The sequence below is a fragment of the Nostoc sp. FACHB-152 genome (genome assembly GCF_014697475.1).
GTDB lineage: Bacteria > Cyanobacteriota > Cyanobacteriia > Cyanobacteriales > Nostocaceae > Nostoc_B.
In genome coordinates, this window is record NZ_JACJRV010000106.1 from 1 (window position 1) to 17,444 (window position 17,444).

Sequence of the window (17,444 nt, forward strand, 5' to 3'; positions counted from 1 at the left end):
TATTGACATTAAGTCCTAATAAGCGTCCTTTCTACCAACAAGGTCAAAGAGCTATGAGACTTATTCTGTCTGCATTCTAGCCCTTTTTGTAGCCCCTTAAGGAAATTACCTCATTAAAACCATCTGAAGAAAGTCTTGAGCGGACATCAACGAAAGAAACATGATCTCAAGGGCGAGGGATTCTAACTTTAGTCATAGCCAAAGCAAGGAACATCAGCGAAAGTTGTAAATTTGAGCGTTTTTCTGGAAATTCAACCCAAATTGCTGTATTTATTGAAAATATATAAATACAACTACTGGAAGCAGTTGCTATGAGTGCGATCGCCTCTATACTCAAAACACAGCCTCAACCGTTTCACTTTCTGCTGTATACCGAATGGGCAATGTTAAGCTGTTGTGGTGTGATGGCAGGTATCGAAGCTTGGCAGCGTCAAAATCTGCCGCTACAGCACATTCTGATCCTGGTGACACTGGGCGTAATGGGATGGATGTTGCCTCGCGGTAAAACCCCGTTGCGCTATTTCTATACAGCAATCGAAATGGGTCTGATCTTCTACGGCACAACTTTGGGATATCTACATATCCTGCCGACACTCTATTTAATTGTGTTGATTCGCAGTTGTTTTTTATTTGAAGCTCCTGGTCGATGGATTGTAGCAGCTCTTTCGCTTGTGCTGTATATGGTTCATCAGTTCCAGTATCTTCAGACAGTGACTCCGTTGATGCTACCGAACGTTCAACAACAGCAAATTTGGATGCATCAAACAGCAGAACTGTTAATGTTTGGGTTGGGGTTATTTTTTGTCTCGCAGTTAGTTAGTACCCTAATTGCAGAGCGAAAAACGCAGGAACAATTATCACTAGCCCACGAACAGTTGCGAGAGTATGCCCTACAAATTGAGGATTTAGCAGCAGTTCAAGAGCGCAATCGCATTGCCAGAGAGATCCATGATACCCTGGGACACGCCCTAACGACACTCAATGTCCAGTTGCAAACTGCCGTGAAACTGTGGCAGCACAACCCAACCGAAGCCAAACCGTTTTTAGAACAAGCGCAACGACTGGGTAAAGTGGCGATGCAAGAAGTAAGGCAGTCGGTGCATACCTTGAGGGCAGATGTGGTAGACCAAGAGCCATTAGAACAAGCGCTCGCGTCTCTGGTGAAAGAGTTTGAGCAAAGTACAGGAATTCATGTTGCAGTCCACATCGGTTTGCAAACCATTCTGCCGGCTCAGATGGCAAAAACAATTTACCGAGTTGCACAAGAGGCATTAACGAATATTTGCAAACACGCACAAGCCACTGCTGTACAATTCGATTTAATCCAAACGAGCGATCGCCTTCATCTGAGCATTCGGGATAATGGATGTGGTTTTCAGCCACAGAGCAAATCTGCTGGCTATGGGCTACATGGAATGCAAGAGAGAATTGCCGCGCTTCAAGGCAGTTTTCGAGTCGCGTCAGAACCACAAGCCGGTTGTTGTATTCTAGTGGAGTTACCGTTACAAGAGGGGCTGTAATGATTCGCCTGCTGTTAGTGGACGATCAGAATTTGATTTGTCAAGGATTAAAGGCGATGCTATCGCTGGAGTCAGATTTAGAAGTTGTTGGCATTGCCAATAACGGTGAAGTGGCGCTCAAACAAGTGGCAGCGTTACAGCCTGATGTAGTGTTGATGGATGTGCGAATGCCCGTCATGGATGGACGAGAGGCAACCCGCACGATTACGCAACAATATCCCCAAGTGAAGGTATTGGTGTTGAGTACATTTGACGACGATGAGTATATTGCAGATGCGATGCGGGCAGGCGCAAAAGGATACTTATTGAAAGATATGCCATCGGAAGAGTTGGCACAGGCAATTCGATTTGTGCAACTGGGCTACACGCAACTAGCTCCCGGCTTAATGGAAAAACTGATTACCGGATTTTCAACGGCTTCAGCCACCCAAACTGTAGAATCAACCGCACTAGCGCAATTAACACCCCGCGAACAAGAGGTATTGCAATTAATTGGTCAAGGTTTAACGAATCGAGATATTGCACAACAGCTTTTTATTTCAGAAGGAACAGTAAAAACTCATGTCACCCATCTGCTCAATCGCTTAAATCTGAGGAATCGAGCGCAATTAGCAATTTATGCCTATTCTGCGACTGCACAACTAGCGTGTTGACTTTGAACCCTTTACAGTTATTCCTGTAGATTGGGTTGTCTGCAGGGCGGCCGCATCATGTCAATAAGACTACTATATTCTCAATAAACTCAGAAATAGTCTCATTAACCTTTGCTTATTGACAAAAATTCTAGTGTGGTAAAACTTACTAGAGTAAAAATTCAAACCTAATAAATTCGTTGTTGTTGAAAATTTTGGTTTACTTATTTACGCCTGTTTCAATCATTGTCAACTTTTTGGAACTCAGCAGCAAAGATATAGTTTCGTAACACTGAAGCAATCGCACCGTAACAGAACTCCCTTGGATCTCCCGGCATCCCTTCCTCACACCACTGCTGAAACGCACGATTTGACCCAATTCTGAAACCAACCGCCAAATTGCTAACCCAGCATTTACCATTACTAGTCGTTGTGCGCGAGACAGTTCTCTGACTCGATCCCAATCATTAGTATTGAGCAGCATTTACCATTACTAGTCGTTGTGCGCGAGACTCCCGCTTTTTCAGCGATTACAAAGCATCCGTGCGATGTATGGATTCAATCAACTCCTCAACTTCTTCTTCGTCTAGACATTGTTTCACTTGGGTGCTGAACCACTTGGATTCTTCCAGTTCTGAATCTTTACCTCGGTAGACCAGTAATGTTCCGGCAACGCGGGCAAGAGTAAGAGGTGATGGGGAAACGTGGCTCAGTAAATCGCACGCATTTTGGTATATTTCCTTAACTGATAATTCGGACAAAGGAGATCCCAACTGAGCAGAAAGCTGTTGTAGATTCTCCTGAATAGAAGAATGGAAGTCTGGATCTTCAGGATGGGAAAGATGGTTACTCATGAATTTTGTTCAAATGCCATTAGATTGGGACTAGAAGCAATGTGTGCTTTGGATGTTCTGAGTTCGGCATGGTTAAGTTTGGGCGGTTTCAAACATTTTTTTCTGAATGTTAGCACCTATTTGGTCGGCGTTGACCGTCTGTGCGTTAATTAAACTTCCACCAAATTGGAAATCTCTAAGTCATAAATCGCTTAGTCTGCAAAGAGTTTCATCAATTGGGTTGAATTAGCACTTTAGTGAGGGGGTGCAAAGGTATCCTTAAGTATTAAAAAGGATTATTAATCAAGCGATAGCTCTTTATTAATAATAGATATAGGAAAATCAAAAAAATAGATTAACATAAATAGTCATTATGGTTATGAAAAGGTTATTAGAAGTTAAAATATTTGATGAGCGTCATTCAAACTCCAAAGAAAGAAGCCAAAACTATGAAGATATTCTAGTTGTCGGACAGCCTGTGCAAATTTCTTTGCAAAAATTAGCTCCTTCTCCAAGTAAATTTGTGATATTAAACACTAGTGGAGAAGTTGAACTTTTTACTAGTAACGACCAAATTATTTCCACACAAACCTCTATTTCTCTCGAACAATTTCCCGAAATTACTCTTTTGTCAAGAACCTTTAGCGATCAAATCAAAGACCGTTCTGTACAAATTATCTTTCAAGATGATAATGGTCGTCAGCTAAGTCAAGTACAACTGAAGTTAACTGTGGTTCGGGTTTGCCTAGATACTGATGCAGATCGGGATGGAGTTATTGAAGAAGATAATCCCCATAAAGCTGATTGGAAGTGGGGCATGAATGGTCATGGTGCAGTCTTATTAGTTAATAGTGATCGCGACATTGTTTATTCAAATGAGAAAAATGATAGCGAAGAAAGGTTAATCAAAGGTCTGCTCGACCTGAAAGATTTTAGCTTTATGATTGTGCGTAAGGCTGGTTTAAGAGATTTGCCTTCTGGGTATGAACTTTACTTGTCAGTTAATGAAGACACAGCCAAAAGGATTCGCATTTATAATGAATTAGATAGAGATGGCTATGAGTTAATTGGCCCAGGAAGAACAAAAGCAAAAATTAGGGATACCAACCGAGATATACTTTTGGCTATTGAGGGATTAAGTTACCCTGATGTTGACTTTGATGGTTTAGTGGAGATTACTTTAAGCCTAGTAAAAGATGAAAAATCTCTTTATAGCGATCAAGTCATCTTCAGAGTTGCACCTTGGATTATGACTCCTAATACTTTATCTCCAGTCGCAGTCTTTGTTTCTCGGTTATCAAATGGAGTGAACAAGGAATTTATAGAGGAACTGAGAAAAGTTGTTGGAAAAGCTAACGCACAGTTAGATATTATTCCTTTTGAACTTCATCAGGATGACCGTTGGATGCAAGATGAGATTGAGATTGGTTATGCTCAAGCTCCCGGACACTTGATGTACGTGGTGCTTGATTCTCCCCGCGATCGCGGATTAGTTGACTTTCCGAAAACCAAACTCTTAGGCATTGATTTTGGTTATGTAACCCGCAAAAGCCGTTATGAAGCTACAAAATTAGACTCTTTTGGGAATTTAGAAGTTTCTCCGCTAGTAACTGTTAAAGGGGTTCATTATCCTTTCGGTCGTCTGATTTTTGGAGGAACTCGCAAAGAAATGATTTCCCAACCGCGTCGAATGTTAAAGGTGTTACGAGATTTTCTCTACGCTCAAAAAATACAAGCACCTTTTGAAATATTTTCTGATTGGTTGAGTGTGGGACATATTGATGAATTTATGACTTTTGTGACTGCTCCTAGTGCTAAAGGATTTAAATTACTTTTAGCTAGTACTGAGCGATTTTATAACATTCTCAACCGTTTACAACAGCAAGGTCATGGTCATGTATTATTACGTCAAGGAAAACGATTTTCTAGAAGCACTGCCGATATTAGTGTTTTAGATGTTATTGAGGATGAAAAATTAAAGGAGGATAATCATCGCTTTCAAGAATACATTAATTGGAATCGAGAAGTTTTAAAACAAGAATTAGATTTAAGCGAGGAAGATATTATCGAACTACCAGCTTTGTTTGAAAAAGATCGAGATGGACGAGCCGAAACTTTTTCTCCTAACATGGTCAACATGATAGTGCTAAATCAGCATCTTGGTATTCCTAAACCTTTTGGCCCTAAAATTGATAACCAATGCCAATTTGAAGTTTATGTTAAAGAAGTTTTAGAACCTTTAGGTTTAGTGTGTCACTTTATCGATGATTGGGAACCATATTTTCTTGGACGCGGGGAAATTCATTGTGGAACTAATACACGTCGGCAACCTTTTACTCAAAAGTGGTGGGAAATTGAACCAGCATTCATTTAAGGAAGTTGCTGTTTAACTTGAAAAGTTTCTCATTAAAGAAAATGATGCTATGCAAAGACATCAACTACTCCGCCTCCTGCTATCCTTCAATTGAAGCCAATAGAATATTCACTACTTGTGGCATGGCAGGGCTAGTGAAAGCAGGGGTTGACGCTAGATACAGCTTGAGTATGCGCTTTTACGGAGTGTAGTACAACTCTGAGTTAGTGCTGAAATATTTACGGAGATCGCCCAGAAGATAAGTACAGCACTATACTCTAGTTTATGACCGTAAGCCAGGATGACAATCATCACCAGCCAAGTTGTCCAAGAAAAGCAGAGAAATTTCAAACTTTTTGGGGCAGGGTTTAATTTTGCGGATCAATCCTTGTTAGCTGTACTAAGATAGCCCCAAGCTGATTGAGTGCAGCGTTATTTATTCGCTGGTGTTCTTCAAAATTACGCTGGTGTTGTTCGTGACTATCGCGTAGTTCTAGCAGCACATCATTCAGTATGGCATCCCTAGCCAATACAGAGTTGACATTACTGGTTAGGTCGTTGACGTTATCGCTTAGGTTGTCCAGCTTTGTTGTCAGTTGGGTGAGTGCCTGAGTATTTAACTGTTGTTGAGTTGCTACTCTGTCTAGAATTGCCTCAATCCGGTCTAGTCGGCTTGGTTGCTCTGGTGTGTTGGTCATAGCAATTTTAATAAGGAGCTAATTACTATCATAAAAATTACAGATACTTTACAGTATAAGCTTTCTAGCTCCTGAGTATGTTCATTTTGAGAATGGAGCAATAATTACACTTTAATTCACCAGCTTCAATTCTTCACGCTTACTATTTTTTGAACTAACCATTTTCATCAACTGCTGATTCAGGTAACTCTGGGCTGAAAGGTAAATATTATCCCAAATCACAGGATTGCGGCAGATTTTACTGCCAACTGTATTGCCTGCTAATTTCTCCGACACCAAGTATTTCTTGTAATAGTTATTCCACAGGTGTTGCAGAAAATCCTCAGCGAACTCATCAAAAGGAATGATCCAATTGTACTGTTCATCTAAAAATACCCGATAAGCTGCGACAATCGGCATAGCAATATCAGCAGGTGCAGCAAACCCAAACGAATAGCGACTATCTGGCAGCAGCGTATTCTTGCGCGGGTCGATTGATGCGAGGTCAACGACTCCCTTTCTTCTGGGCTTGGTGATATGTTCTTCGATAATCTGAAATAACCTTTGTTCAATCCACAATCCTTTAGGCAGTAATGGCAGCAGTTTCGACAGCCTTTGTCTTTCAGCTTCAGATAAAGAGGGCGTATTACTCACCGGGGGGTGTTTAGTTCTGCTCTTGCTGTCTGGGTTGTATTTGTTCCTGTCCAAGCAGTTCATCAACTTAATGAGATGGTTAACATTGCACTGGGGACTTTTGGGCGCACCGCTTTGGTTTTGGTAGTAGGCGATGCGGAATTTAGTTTTTTCTTCTCGCTCCAGTTGAGCTAAAAACTGTTTCAGGAATTTGTAATCACCCCTGGCATTTACTTTAGAACGCGCATCCACCGGGGCAGATGTATTTGATGCTAGGGCGATGTCTTTTGCCTCATCCTCACTAAGCCCAATGTGAATTGTGACTTTGACTCTGGCTTCGGTAAGGTCATATTTGTATTCCCTTGCCTGTTGAAAGGCTAAAACTGTATGCCCACCGTTAATGATGCCATCGCTACCACCCTCGGATGCCTCAAGAATTTCTAGTTCTAGCTGAGTCTTTTTACTGTTGGGCTTGACCTTGTTGACACACAGCACGATTCCACTATGTCTGGAGAAGAATTTTTCCGGCTCAGTGGTTAAGGAATCGAAGATTTGTCTATATGTCGAGCTTTTACGGTTTGGCTCCCGAATATTCGGCTCTAGCGGTAGGTCGGAGGGGAAGCTGTCAACGTGAACAGTAGCGATAATGCAGTGAGGGTTTGCATTGAAAAACTGGTCTACTTTCAAAGCCCAATTTTTTGGCATAGTATTCTTTGCCCAAGAGTGCAGCTGATATTAAAAAAGGATACGCGCATTCAGCATCAAATCGCACTAAAAAATTTCAAAACATCTTGGTATAGGTTACTTGAAATAGATTTTTGCTTTTAGTGAGGTTTGATATCCACCCCACTAAACGCTGGTTTGTTGCACAAATGGAAGTGATTATTTACGCTCTGGTTCATAGACGAGTGCCATAACACCTGAACCGAACGCTTGTGATTGCAACAGCTTCAAAGTCACAGTAGTATCCCCTTGGAACAAGTGCTTGCCTTTGCCTACAACTACTGGGTAAACAAGCAGCCGATAGAGATCCACAAGCTCGTGCCGAATGAGAGTTTGCACAAGTGCGGCACTGCCATAGACCAGAATGCCCTGTCCGTCTTGCTGCTTGAGCCGGGCGATTTCTTCGACGATATTGTCTTGGATGAGTATTGAGTTGTTCCACTCTACTGCGTTCAATGTCTTGGACACCACGTATTTGCGGACGTTATTCATGTATGAAGCCCCGTCATCAGTGCTGTTTGGCCAGGCGGCGGCAAACCCTTGATAGGTCACGCGCCCCAGGAGCAAAGTATCACTGGTGTGTTGCTCTTCATCTTTAAACTGAGCGATGTCGTCATTCCAATAAGGTGCAGTCCAGGCAGGTTCTTCTATAACGCCATCGAGTGACATAAATTCAGTGACGACTAGTTTTCGCATGGTGTTATCCTTTTACCATTCGCTGTTTAGCGCGATTATGGTGCAAGCAAGAGATCGTAGTCTTGGAAAAAAACGCAAACTATGGAACCGCGATGGGAATGATTTGCGCGGGAGTTTTGCCAATAAAGTGCTTGAGCGAATTAGTCAGATGTGCCTGATCGAAGTACCCTAGCTCGAAGGCAGTGTCTAAAATAGATGTACCTTGCTCAAGTAAGCAGACGGCACGGTGGGCGCGTTCAATCTGCTGAATCGTCTTTTGGGTTAATCCGGTTGCCTGTAAGAAACGATACTGTAAGGAACGTACCGATATGTCGGGCTTGTGTCCCTGTATTGCCGCCTCAACCACCGGATCTCGCACAAGTATCCCCTGATGAATCAGTCTGTTGATGAACACGTCAGCATTTTCAAAAGTTGGAAGTTCCCACACTAAGCCATGTAGCCAGAAACAATTGCTTGATGCTTCAGGAAGAGTGGCATCGTGTCTATCTACAAGAGTTTTCACCCGAAGATGGGGCATGAACGTGCCAAGTTTGAAGGTGATGCCAAAGAACTCAGCTTCTGCTGGGAAATCGGCAAGGGAGGCTTTAGTCTCCGGGCCGCGTGCGACAATCTTCGTCTTGCCGTTGAAGGTGGCGATGACGATCTCCCAGTTGCTTTGTGCGGCCGAAGTAAAAGTGCCAGCGCGCTCGCTATGAGTGTGCCAAATCGTTTCGACAAAAGACGAGTTTGCCGACCTTGTGTCAAAGACAAATTCCATACTGTCTTGTGTAGGAATAGCAGAACTATCGGATCAACTTTAGCTATAAATATAAAGTTTTAGATGCAAATGGGAATGTTATTTATGTAGGGCGAGCCAAAAATATTCATAGTCGATGGAATAATGGGCATCATAAACTTAGCGAAATTATTGCCGAGTATGGTATAGAAATTTATATTGATTGGGTGGAAATTCCAGAATGGTTATTAAATCGTGCTGAAAATGCTGCTGTCTGCTTTTATCAACCCAAGCTCAACTCGAAAATCTCCCTTTGTAATTTTTTCAGCAGTAAAATTCCCCTTGCTTGTTTTAAAAACATTAAAAATGCCAGTGTGTACTAAATGATGTAATTAAGATGATTAGAAGAAATAGTTGACTTCAAGTAATAGCTAGTTATTTAAATGATGTATGTTTATAAACAATTAATACTAATTCATGATGATTTTAAATACTAAATAGCTTTATTTGCTTTACTTTAGAAATATGTCTTAAAACTTAGCTTCTACTTATATAATAAGATTTCTATTCAAGCTGATCGGTTTGGCACTGCTACTGGCTGGGGTTTATTTTCTCGGTCAGAATATTTATTTTACTACTAATGTTTACCCTTACTGGTGGCGAGGTTTAGCTGCTGATGCTTCTATACTTTTTCTGACTTCTGGAATTGTTATGTTATTTGTCTTGCCTCGCCAGGATAAAGCTTTAGGTTGGGCGGCATTAGGAGTGGGAATACTGAAGAGTCTTTTTTAGTAGTCGCGCTGTTCTCAATCCCACAAGTCTTTGGCAGTTTTGCCTTTCAATGGCTTGTTTTGTTGGGGGATATCAATTGTTGACTACAGGCCGCCTCAATATTTAGGTCTATCTCTGCTCCCATAAATTTTACACAGTATTTGTAAAAAAATTTGTAACAGTTGTATAAATGCCACCCTTAGTTACTTGCCCAGTTAAGATAGTGGCTTGTACTTAAGTAGGAATTTATCAAAATGTTTCAGTTAGCTCAAGTTAATGTTGGAACAAACGGCTCTACACTAATTGGGATTTTTTATTTACTTTTAGCAGCTATATACATATTTTTAATGATAGGCTGGCTAGTGCTAAGGAAAAATACACTTACACTTTGGGTCAGGCTGATATATATTTTTCAAGGAGTGTTAATACCAGTGATAATGTTGGCTTCTGGAATAATATTAATGATACATGGCTAGCGGTTAGATCCCGTTATTCAGTTTCAGCAAGTTTTCCTATTATTATTAATAATTTATTTCAGCTTTAAAGATATTATAATTAATCTTATTCTCAAGATTAAATAAAGTAAAATTTATAATTTATTGAGCTTTGCTGTTGGTATTAAAGTCTTAATCTCTCATCAGACTGCAACGACATTAGCGAATTTACAAGCGTCAGAAGAAAACACTCAATGAAGTCCTTTACAACCAGGATTTCAGAAAAAACAAAGCGACGGGTTAAAACCACATCGCTTTGCTTTCACTATCCAAGAATCTCAATTACAGCACCCAAAACAGCAGCAGAGCGATCTCCTGTTGGCACAAACACCCGCTTGCGCCAGTTGATGATCTCGGTGAAACATCCAACACTCACCAGTCGGTCTGCCAAGGATAAAGCATCGACTAGTTCTATGCGCGGTTCACCAGCAACGAAAGACCGCCGCAGTGTTATACCTCCAGGTAACTGCTGTGAATACTTCTCGTCCAGCACAAGCTTCACAAGCTCTGCTGGAGAAAGCAGCTTATTCTTCAAGCCGAGTTGCTCTCGAACAGTTTGAATATCTTGAGCATTCACCACCCGACCAAGCACTTTCGTGCCATCGCTGGTTTGCAATCGGAAGACCCGGCTACTGTGTTGTGGGAGTATCTTCCAAATCGGTAACAGGATTCCGGTGACTAGATGCAGGTAATCAGTGATGAAACGGGGCAGTGCATCAATTTCCTTCGACCACGCCGCGATGAACACTTCAGTAGGAACTTGCTTCCATCTGGATGATTCCAAATCCGTGAGTGTGACGCGAGTTTCTTTTTGTGATCGCACCAACAAAACCCGTGGAATAACACCACCATCACTGTCGAAGATACTGTGTGTCGGAATGGACACAGCAGCGTTACCAGACTTTTCATTGATCATAAGTTGACCCTGGTACTTGGCAGCAAACTCCAGCATTTCCTCAGCAGTTTTGATGTTGTTCTTCTGGGTGCGTTCTACCTTGAGATAGTTTGTTACGCTACCAGTGGCAGGATGAGTGTACACAGATTCTTGGCTTTCGACAGTAAACCGTTCAGCCCGTAAAGTCTCCACACCCATCTCAAAGATTCCGGCGGCGATCGCTGCTTCAATCTGTTGGCTTAACAAAAGTTCAAAACGCTCGAAAATGATGTTTTGCATATCAATGCGGAGAGCCAGCAAGCGATTGAGGAATTGACGCAGGGGTGGGAGGTCTATCTTCATCCCGCCTTCGTGGGAAGTCAGCGATAAACCAGTCATTTGCTCGAAAGTGCCGAGTGGAACCTCATAAAACCGACCTTGGTAAATCTGCCTGAATAGCTCGTACAAAGCACGTTCGGCATATTGCGACTCCAGGTTATCCTTGGTATCAAAAATACCATTGCCCCCGGTTTGTCTCTGCCCACGAGTAAGTGCGCCCAAGCTATCCAGCCGTCGAGCAATTGTGCTGATAAACCTGCGTTCACCGCGCACGTTTGTCGTGACTGGTCGGAAGATTGGTGCAGATGCTTGGTTTGTGCGGTGACTCCGCCCAAGTCCTTGGATTGCATTATCCGCTCTCCAGCCGGCTTCTAAAAGGTAATGCGATCGCCTTCTACGATTAACCGCGTTCAAGTCAGCGTGGTAGCTGCGACCAGTACCGCCAGCGTCAGAGAAAATGAGGATTTGCTTATCCCCCTGCATAAATGCAGCAGTTTCAGCAATATTCGCCCCACTACCACGGGAATCAACGAACAAGCGACCAGATTCATCCTTTAAAACCCGTTTGCTACGACCAGTCACTTCAGCAACTTGCTTGTGACCGAAATGCCATAGCAGTTGTTCTAAAGCACCGGGAATGGGGTCGAGGCTGGCCAGTCGATCAATCAAGGCATCACGTAAACCCACAGCTTCAAGTGAGATTACAGGAGAACCGTCTGCATCAAAGGCAGGTTCGGATCTTTCTTCTCCGTCTTCTCCTGAATGGATGGAATGCAAATGGATTGGGAATGCACTCATCAAATAATCCATGAGATATTCACGAGGCGTTAGATCGAGGTTGAGATCCTTCCATTCGTCAGCCGGAACTTCATCAAGCCGCCGCTTCAATAACTCTTCGTTAGTTGAAACGATTTGAATGACAACAGCAAGACCTTGGGCTAAATCATTCTCAATCGCTCCCCGCAGCATAGGACACTTCATCCCCGTAAGGAGATGATTAAAGAAGCGTTGCTTATGCGACTCAAACTGCGATTTGGCTGACATCTTAGCAGCACGGTTATACGTTTTCGCACCAGTGATGTTACAAGCCTCCAATGCTTTCTCTAAATTATTGTGGATAATTTGGAAAGCATCGGAATAGGCATTATATATCCGTTCTTGCGTCGGCGTTAACTCGATTTCGAGAGTTTGATACTCTACGCCATCAAAGGACAGCGATCGCGCCAAATACAAACCAAGTGCCTTGAGATCCCGTGCAACAACTTCCATCGCCGCAATGCCGCCGACAGAGATAGACTCCACAAAATCCTCACGAGAGGTAAACGGGAAGTCGCCAGTCTGCCAGAGGCCTAAGCGATTTGCATAAGATAGGTTTGAGACTTTGGTTGCTCCGGTTGCCGACACGTAAACAACCCTGGCATTGGCAAGTGCATTTTGCAGTCTCAGCCCGACAATGCCCTGCTGCGATGCTGCAACCATACCCAGCGATCCCTCAACCGCCATCGCATTTCCCATACTGTGGCACTCGTCAAATGAAATGACACCCTCAAAGTCCGATCCTGCCCACTCAACAATTTGCTTGAGCCGGCTTTTGCCATTCTTTTGTGAGCGCAGAGTTGAGTATGTGCAGAATAAAATCCCTTGGGTGAATGGAATTGGCTCACCCAGCTTGATGTTTGAGAGGTCTATAATGTCCTTTTCATTGCCTCCTAAAGCACACCAGTCTCTACGGGCATCTTCGATTAATGCAGCACTCAAGGGTAAGGGTGTCGAGAATTGCTGGAGTTGCAATTGTTCCTCACTGCGGCGGGTGTGAGTAGGGCAAAGTGACTCAAGCAGTTGCAGTTGTTCTAAGGGGTTTTGTGGTATTCCTTGGCGGCGGAGGTAAAGAATTAACGCCACTTCCACAGCTTCGTAAGCATCTTTCCACAACCACTTGCCCTCAGCCGCAGTGCCGTGAAAGTGGCGATTCATTTGCGATTGAATAGTTTTTTTAGCAATAGGGCGATGATCAATTAGTGATTTAGCTAGTTCTTGGGCAACGTTGAGGATGGATTGCCCATAATCTAAAACGGTTTGCAGGTCGAATAAGCAACCCTGTGTAGCGAATTGGCTGACCATGACTATATATAGATATAATTTTCACAAAACATTGGCGTAGCCGATATTGAAGAGTGAAGATTTGCGCTTTGAACAAAGCAATCAAATTAGACTTAATTGCTTGATGTTAATTTCTTGTGGATGCTCACGCTCGATCCAATTAAAGGCACATTCGAGATTGTTTAAGAATTCTCGCCACTGCTTGGGTTCGGGGATACCAGCAGACGTTTGTTTTGCTGCATATTCGTTTACCAACACAGCACAATCAACCATGTGCGAATACGTATCGAATGCCAGTTGATTACATTGTTGTCTAACTGAGCGTTTCACCTTTTGTGATGAAGTTTTCCAAAATATAGAGTAGCGAGTTTGGTAATATTCTCCAGACAAAGCAATTGCTCTTTCGAGATGCAGACGAGCAATTGCAAACTGAGGATCGTCTGGAACGTACTGGAGAGCCACTACTAACGCACAGTGCGCTGCTTGCATTATTCTAATTTTTGAAACGACAGTTTGAGCGATCGCCTCTCCAATTCGCAATTCGCAATTCGCAGTTCGCAGTTAAATAATTAGGTGCTTGGGATTAAGCTGCGAACTTTTTGTAAGAGGAAAAACGAGGAGAAATCGAGGTTTTGCCAGTAGCTTTATATCAATTTTCTAAAATGAGGCAACACATTCAAACCTCGAAAGCCATGCTATATCTGATGCGTCTCAATTGCGAATTGCGAATTGCGAATTGCGAATTGGTATTAAGCCGCAGCCGACTTGCGAGATTTACGAGGTGTTACCGCAGTTTTGGGCTGGCTAGTTTTGCGAGTTTTAGTAGATTTTGGTTGAGTGGTTTTAGTAGATTTGGTGGTTGCCCTACCTTTCGGTTGAACAACAGAAGCTACTGGCGGTAGCAGTCTTAATGTGAGGAACTCAAGCACAACCGGCTCTTGTTGTATTGGGATTGGTGTAATATTTGTGGTGAACCAAGGGTCAGGCAGTTGCGCGAACTGTGGTTCTGGTTCTAGTGCGGCGATTGTTTCTGGTATGAGTACAGTGTGGGGTGTTTCTGCTGCGATTACTTGATTTGTTGTAGCGACGGGTGCAATCGCAGAATATGAATAAGGTAGCCAGAACAAGCTGTTTACGAAGTCTATGACCACAAGGCTAACGAAACCCATGAAGATAACTTGAATTGCCAAGGACAAGATTGATTGAATATCCATAATTTTTCTCCTGGAGTACGAGAGATTTCAAGGGGCGAATAGCGAAGCGTTTGAACTGTACGCTTATGAGAAATTAGGCAGTAGCAAAAGATTTAGGCACCAATTCTCCTTGTGGAGAATTGAATTTGTAGCTGCTTGATACTCGCTCTCAAATTTGGCGTAGCCCAAAGGAGAAATTGCTCAAAAAACCTAGTAATAACTCGACCTAAAGGCGGAAAAGTAGGGTTGAGCTTTCTCTTCCTCCACACCCGACACCCCGCCCCAACGGGGCTTGGTCATGCTGACCCTAGAACGCTGATGATTTATAACGATAACCGTAATAAAGATTTGTGGGAGATGTCGGAATTGTTAACTCTGATGTTGGAGAATACAGCAGAGCAGTTAGAAAGAAAAGATGTTTGCCAGAATACGTCAGATTTCCAATCAATTCTTTAGTAAGTCAAGGACAATCAACAATGAACCTCTAAATAGGATTAGTTTGATTGTCATTATTTTGATTGATATTTTTATCTTAATCAATGTTTTTACAGGACTAGATGATATTAGTAGATGGCATCTCAGCCCTTCACAAGCTTATCCATGTTATTCCGAATGGCAAACTTACCGAACGCAAACGACTAAAGATAAAAATTATGAAATTGTGAAGCAGTCATTGCCATTGGATAGTAGCAATCCAGCCAGTCACACACAAAGATATCAACAAGCTGAAGCAGGTCATGTGGGCAAAGTTTCTTCAACCTGTTTGCAGTATGCAGAGTACAAAGATAAGATTAACAATTCCAAAATTCAGCAAACTATAAAAGCCATTGACAAGAAACAAATACAAATCAGCAATCTGAAACAAGCTAATAATCAGATTCGCGCTCAGTATGACTCTACGCTCTTAGAAAAGATTGCCGGACAACCTCGTGGGCAATCAATTAATCAAGTCGGTGCAGAAAAAGCTCAAGTCCAGTTACAGCAAAATAATCTGAAGATATCTCAACTAGAATCGGAAATTTCTCTACTTAAGAATGAACTGCTGACTTTCCCGGAAAGTGTTAATTTTCTAGCCTTTATTCAGAAAGGTAATGAATTTAGAACAGTTGAACAAGGGTATCAGCAGGCAGACTTTTGGTATCCAAGTATTCAACTGATTTTTCAGTCTCTGTTTCTGTTGCCACTGATTTTTATAGCCTTATTAGTTCATCAATTTTCTCAGCGTAGAGGAGCCGGACTGATTTCTCTAATTAGCTGGCATTTGTTGGTGATCTTTTTTATCCCATTCATCCTAAAAATTTTTGAATTTCTGCAAATAGGGGTAATCTTTCAATTTATATTTGATGTTATTAGTGCAGTTCTGGGTAGATTACTTTTCCTCATCAGCTATGTTTATATCTTGCTAATTCCACTGATTGGTTTTGGCATTATCAAGTTTTTTCAAAAAATTGTCCTTAACCCTAAACTTCAGGCCGTTAGCAGAGTTCAAAAATCACGTTGCGTCAATTGTGCGAGGAAAATTCGGCTCAATGATGCTTATTGTCCGCACTGTGGTTATTATCAATATGTTGAATGTCAAAACTGCCACAATCTTACTTACAAACATTTACCACACTGTAAACATTGTGGTAGTCTCCAAGATGACGCTGGTGCAAGCCTCCAGAGCGCGGATTAGGCAATTTGAGTTACCTGCTGATTCACACGGGGACGGCCAAAGCGTTCCCAAGCACTTCCGCCTCGCAAAAATAGCTCTAAGAAGCGTAATGGCTGTGTCTGTTCGTCAACTGACCAACCGGAACTACCAGGGGCAAAGGCTAGAGTTCCTTCAGGTACCTTGAAACTGCCATCAGAATAAACTGCATCACTGACCACATCTCCAATACGAATTACGATTTTGGTTTGAGGCTGCAAGTTAACTGTATGCGCCGCAATAGTTGTTTTGATGTTACCGTAGCCATCAATCCAGGCAATTCGATCTGGTGGAACATCGGGAATTTGCTCACGGTTTATGTGATCTCCTAAAAGGCTAAAATCTTCACGCATGATGGCGGTCGCAGCGACAGGAAACACATCCCGTGAGCGAAACTGTGAGCCACCACGAGAAACGTTGACCACTCGCAATTCCTTGGTATGGTCTTTGATAAAAGAGAGAGTATAGCCGGCATTGACACCTATGACCTTTACATCGTTGGGTAAAAGAGCATAGGTTAGTCCTTCACCCTCATTGTCTCGACGAGCTTGTGGATCATCCTGACGCGGCGCACAATTATGATAAATCAGCCGCTCGCTTGGGCCTGGGTTAAGTCCCAATTGGGCAATCCAAAAGCCTGTGGCCAAGGTACTGAATGGCGGAACCGAAAGTAAATGAATTTGGGCATGGGGAAAAGCTAGAAGTAAACGTTGCGTGACTTCAGTAAATGCTGGATCTCCTGTACCGTAGTCTGCAATAACACAGATAAACATTCTGCCCCTCCTATCAAAGGTAGTAATTATTGTATTTACTCATGATTATGATTGAGTAACGTTCGCGATCGCCAATAGAAATACATAGGGGAATTTAGAAAATTATTGTTGAGAATTGGTAAGGAAAGGAAAAGAACTTGATATTGTCACTGAGCCTAGTCATAGTCAAGGTGAACCCATCAGCCGATGTAAGTATGACAAGCGAGCGATCGCTTTAGTTAATATCATGTCCGGTTAAAGACTTATGATTAAGGCAGCAGGGGCGCAGGGGAGAGGGTTTTTATGATAATTGCTCAACCGGACATGATATGACACCACCTATTGGCGAACCCCTAATCGCAGATACTCAACTTTGATGCAAGCATCCATAACCACGTTTAGCCCGGCATCTAGGGCTTTTTGTGCTGCTTGTTGGTGGGAAATCCCCA

The 17,444-nt window shown here is 42.5% G+C and carries 18 protein-coding genes; 7 read left to right on the forward strand and 11 right to left on the reverse strand.

Going from position 1 to position 17,444, the window contains the following annotated elements; genetic code table 11:
- Nucleotides 1-311: 311 nt before the first annotated feature.
- Complete coding sequence (locus tag H6G76_RS32925; RefSeq protein WP_190710239.1) at nucleotides 312-1,520, forward strand: sensor histidine kinase; 1,209 nt, start codon at nucleotides 312-314, stop codon at nucleotides 1,518-1,520.
- Nucleotides 1,520-2,173, forward strand: coding sequence for a response regulator transcription factor (locus tag H6G76_RS32930; protein ID WP_190710241.1), 654 nt, complete (start codon nucleotides 1,520-1,522; stop codon nucleotides 2,171-2,173). The genes H6G76_RS32925 and H6G76_RS32930 overlap by 1 nt, the downstream gene beginning before the upstream one ends.
- Nucleotides 2,174-2,372: 199 nt before the next feature.
- On the opposite strand, the gene H6G76_RS32935 is transcribed toward H6G76_RS32930, so the two are convergent.
- Together H6G76_RS32935 and H6G76_RS32940 are read right to left on the reverse strand one after the other, a co-directional pair.
- Nucleotides 2,373-2,636: a hypothetical protein gene (locus H6G76_RS32935; protein ID WP_190710243.1), complete on the reverse strand. Its 264-nt coding sequence runs from the start codon at nucleotides 2,634-2,636 to the stop codon at nucleotides 2,373-2,375.
- 46 nt (nucleotides 2,637-2,682) lie between these two features.
- Nucleotides 2,683-3,006: a hypothetical protein gene (locus H6G76_RS32940; RefSeq protein WP_190710245.1), complete on the reverse strand. Its 324-nt coding sequence runs from the start codon at nucleotides 3,004-3,006 to the stop codon at nucleotides 2,683-2,685.
- 358 nt (nucleotides 3,007-3,364) lie between these two features.
- On the opposite strand from H6G76_RS32940, the gene H6G76_RS32945 reads away from it, so the two are divergent.
- Nucleotides 3,365-5,359, forward strand: coding sequence for a protein-arginine deiminase family protein (locus H6G76_RS32945; RefSeq protein ID WP_190710248.1), 1,995 nt, complete (start codon nucleotides 3,365-3,367; stop codon nucleotides 5,357-5,359).
- A gap of 347 nt (nucleotides 5,360-5,706) precedes the next feature.
- Here H6G76_RS32945 and H6G76_RS32950 read toward each other — a convergent pair whose 3' ends face one another.
- The 4 genes from H6G76_RS32950 to H6G76_RS32965 form a co-directional block, all read right to left on the reverse strand.
- Nucleotides 5,707-6,036 (reverse strand): hypothetical protein, encoded by a 330-nt coding sequence (locus H6G76_RS32950; protein ID WP_190710250.1) that lies wholly within the window; start codon nucleotides 6,034-6,036, stop codon nucleotides 5,707-5,709.
- Nucleotides 6,037-6,147: 111 nt separating this feature from the next.
- Nucleotides 6,148-7,353, reverse strand: coding sequence for an AIPR family protein (locus tag H6G76_RS32955; RefSeq protein WP_190710253.1), 1,206 nt, complete (start codon nucleotides 7,351-7,353; stop codon nucleotides 6,148-6,150).
- Between the two features lie 177 nt (nucleotides 7,354-7,530).
- The gene (locus H6G76_RS32960) at nucleotides 7,531-8,067 is read right to left on the reverse strand and encodes a dihydrofolate reductase family protein (RefSeq protein WP_190710255.1); all 537 of its coding nucleotides are present in this window, start codon (nucleotides 8,065-8,067) and stop codon (nucleotides 7,531-7,533) included.
- 79 nt (nucleotides 8,068-8,146) lie between these two features.
- On the reverse strand, nucleotides 8,147-8,824 hold the full coding sequence (locus H6G76_RS32965; RefSeq protein ID WP_190710257.1) for a helix-turn-helix domain-containing protein: 678 nt from the start codon (nucleotides 8,822-8,824) through the stop codon (nucleotides 8,147-8,149).
- Nucleotides 8,825-9,364: 540 nt separating this feature from the next.
- On the opposite strand from H6G76_RS32965, the gene H6G76_RS37475 reads away from it, so the two are divergent.
- Nucleotides 9,365-9,574 (forward strand): hypothetical protein, encoded by a 210-nt coding sequence (locus H6G76_RS37475; RefSeq protein ID WP_242056622.1) that lies wholly within the window; start codon nucleotides 9,365-9,367, stop codon nucleotides 9,572-9,574.
- A gap of 738 nt (nucleotides 9,575-10,312) precedes the next feature.
- Here H6G76_RS37475 and H6G76_RS32975 read toward each other — a convergent pair.
- The 3 genes from H6G76_RS32975 to H6G76_RS32985 all read right to left on the reverse strand — a co-directional run bounded on the left by H6G76_RS32975 (nucleotide 10,313) and on the right by H6G76_RS32985 (nucleotide 14,574).
- Entirely contained in the window at nucleotides 10,313-13,381 is a 3,069-nt protein-coding gene (locus H6G76_RS32975) for a strawberry notch family protein (protein ID WP_190710259.1), read from the reverse strand.
- A gap of 81 nt (nucleotides 13,382-13,462) precedes the next feature.
- A complete protein-coding gene (locus H6G76_RS32980) occupies nucleotides 13,463-13,900 on the reverse strand; it encodes a hypothetical protein (protein WP_242056623.1) in 438 nt (145 codons plus the stop codon).
- Between the two features lie 209 nt (nucleotides 13,901-14,109).
- Complete coding sequence (locus H6G76_RS32985) at nucleotides 14,110-14,574, reverse strand: hypothetical protein (protein ID WP_190710261.1); 465 nt, start codon at nucleotides 14,572-14,574, stop codon at nucleotides 14,110-14,112.
- Between the two features lie 225 nt (nucleotides 14,575-14,799).
- Between H6G76_RS32985 and H6G76_RS32990 the strand changes: the two genes are divergently transcribed.
- Together H6G76_RS32990 and H6G76_RS32995 are read left to right on the forward strand one after the other, a co-directional pair.
- Nucleotides 14,800-15,009, forward strand: a complete 210-nt coding sequence (locus H6G76_RS32990; RefSeq protein ID WP_190710269.1) for a hypothetical protein — start codon at nucleotides 14,800-14,802, stop codon at nucleotides 15,007-15,009.
- Complete coding sequence (locus tag H6G76_RS32995) at nucleotides 14,969-16,228, forward strand: hypothetical protein (RefSeq protein WP_190710263.1); 1,260 nt, start codon at nucleotides 14,969-14,971, stop codon at nucleotides 16,226-16,228. Before H6G76_RS32990 ends, H6G76_RS32995 begins: the two co-directional genes overlap by 41 nt.
- On the opposite strand, the gene H6G76_RS33000 is transcribed toward H6G76_RS32995, so the two are convergent.
- Entirely contained in the window at nucleotides 16,225-17,016 is a 792-nt protein-coding gene (locus H6G76_RS33000; protein WP_190710265.1) for an S-adenosyl-l-methionine hydroxide adenosyltransferase family protein, read from the reverse strand. The two genes, H6G76_RS32995 and H6G76_RS33000, sit on opposite strands and share 4 nt — an antisense overlap.
- Before the next feature lie 115 nt (nucleotides 17,017-17,131).
- On the opposite strand from H6G76_RS33000, the gene H6G76_RS37925 reads away from it, so the two are divergent.
- Entirely contained in the window at nucleotides 17,132-17,254 is a 123-nt protein-coding gene (locus tag H6G76_RS37925; protein WP_277883155.1) for a hypothetical protein, read from the forward strand.
- Nucleotides 17,255-17,334: 80 nt separating this feature from the next.
- Here H6G76_RS37925 and H6G76_RS37480 read toward each other — a convergent pair.
- A partial coding sequence (locus tag H6G76_RS37480; protein ID WP_397333827.1) for a CoA-binding protein occupies nucleotides 17,335-17,444 on the reverse strand: 110 nt, incomplete at its 5' end.

Excerpts from the sequence above, each read along its gene's own strand:
- H6G76_RS32995 (WP_190710263.1), top strand. The coding sequence starts at position 14,969 with ATGTTTGCCAGAATACGTCAGATTTCCAATCAATTCTTTAGTAAGTCA.
- H6G76_RS32955 (WP_190710253.1), bottom strand. The coding sequence starts at position 7,353 with ATGCCAAAAAATTGGGCTTTGAAAGTAGACCAGTTTTTCAATGCAAAC.
- H6G76_RS33000 (WP_190710265.1), bottom strand. The coding sequence starts at position 17,016 with ATGTTTATCTGTGTTATTGCAGACTACGGTACAGGAGATCCAGCATTT.
- H6G76_RS32965 (WP_190710257.1), bottom strand. The coding sequence starts at position 8,824 with ATGGAATTTGTCTTTGACACAAGGTCGGCAAACTCGTCTTTTGTCGAA.
- H6G76_RS32940 (WP_190710245.1), bottom strand. The coding sequence starts at position 3,006 with ATGAGTAACCATCTTTCCCATCCTGAAGATCCAGACTTCCATTCTTCT.
- H6G76_RS32945 (WP_190710248.1), top strand. The coding sequence starts at position 3,365 with ATGAAAAGGTTATTAGAAGTTAAAATATTTGATGAGCGTCATTCAAAC.
- H6G76_RS32935 (WP_190710243.1), bottom strand. The coding sequence starts at position 2,636 with ATGCTGCTCAATACTAATGATTGGGATCGAGTCAGAGAACTGTCTCGC.
- H6G76_RS32960 (WP_190710255.1), bottom strand. The coding sequence starts at position 8,067 with ATGCGAAAACTAGTCGTCACTGAATTTATGTCACTCGATGGCGTTATA.
- H6G76_RS32950 (WP_190710250.1), bottom strand. The coding sequence starts at position 6,036 with ATGACCAACACACCAGAGCAACCAAGCCGACTAGACCGGATTGAGGCA.
- H6G76_RS32930 (WP_190710241.1), top strand. The coding sequence starts at position 1,520 with ATGATTCGCCTGCTGTTAGTGGACGATCAGAATTTGATTTGTCAAGGA.
- H6G76_RS32985 (WP_190710261.1), bottom strand. The coding sequence starts at position 14,574 with ATGGATATTCAATCAATCTTGTCCTTGGCAATTCAAGTTATCTTCATG.
- H6G76_RS32975 (WP_190710259.1), bottom strand. The coding sequence starts at position 13,381 with ATGGTCAGCCAATTCGCTACACAGGGTTGCTTATTCGACCTGCAAACC.
- H6G76_RS32925 (WP_190710239.1), top strand. The coding sequence starts at position 312 with ATGAGTGCGATCGCCTCTATACTCAAAACACAGCCTCAACCGTTTCAC.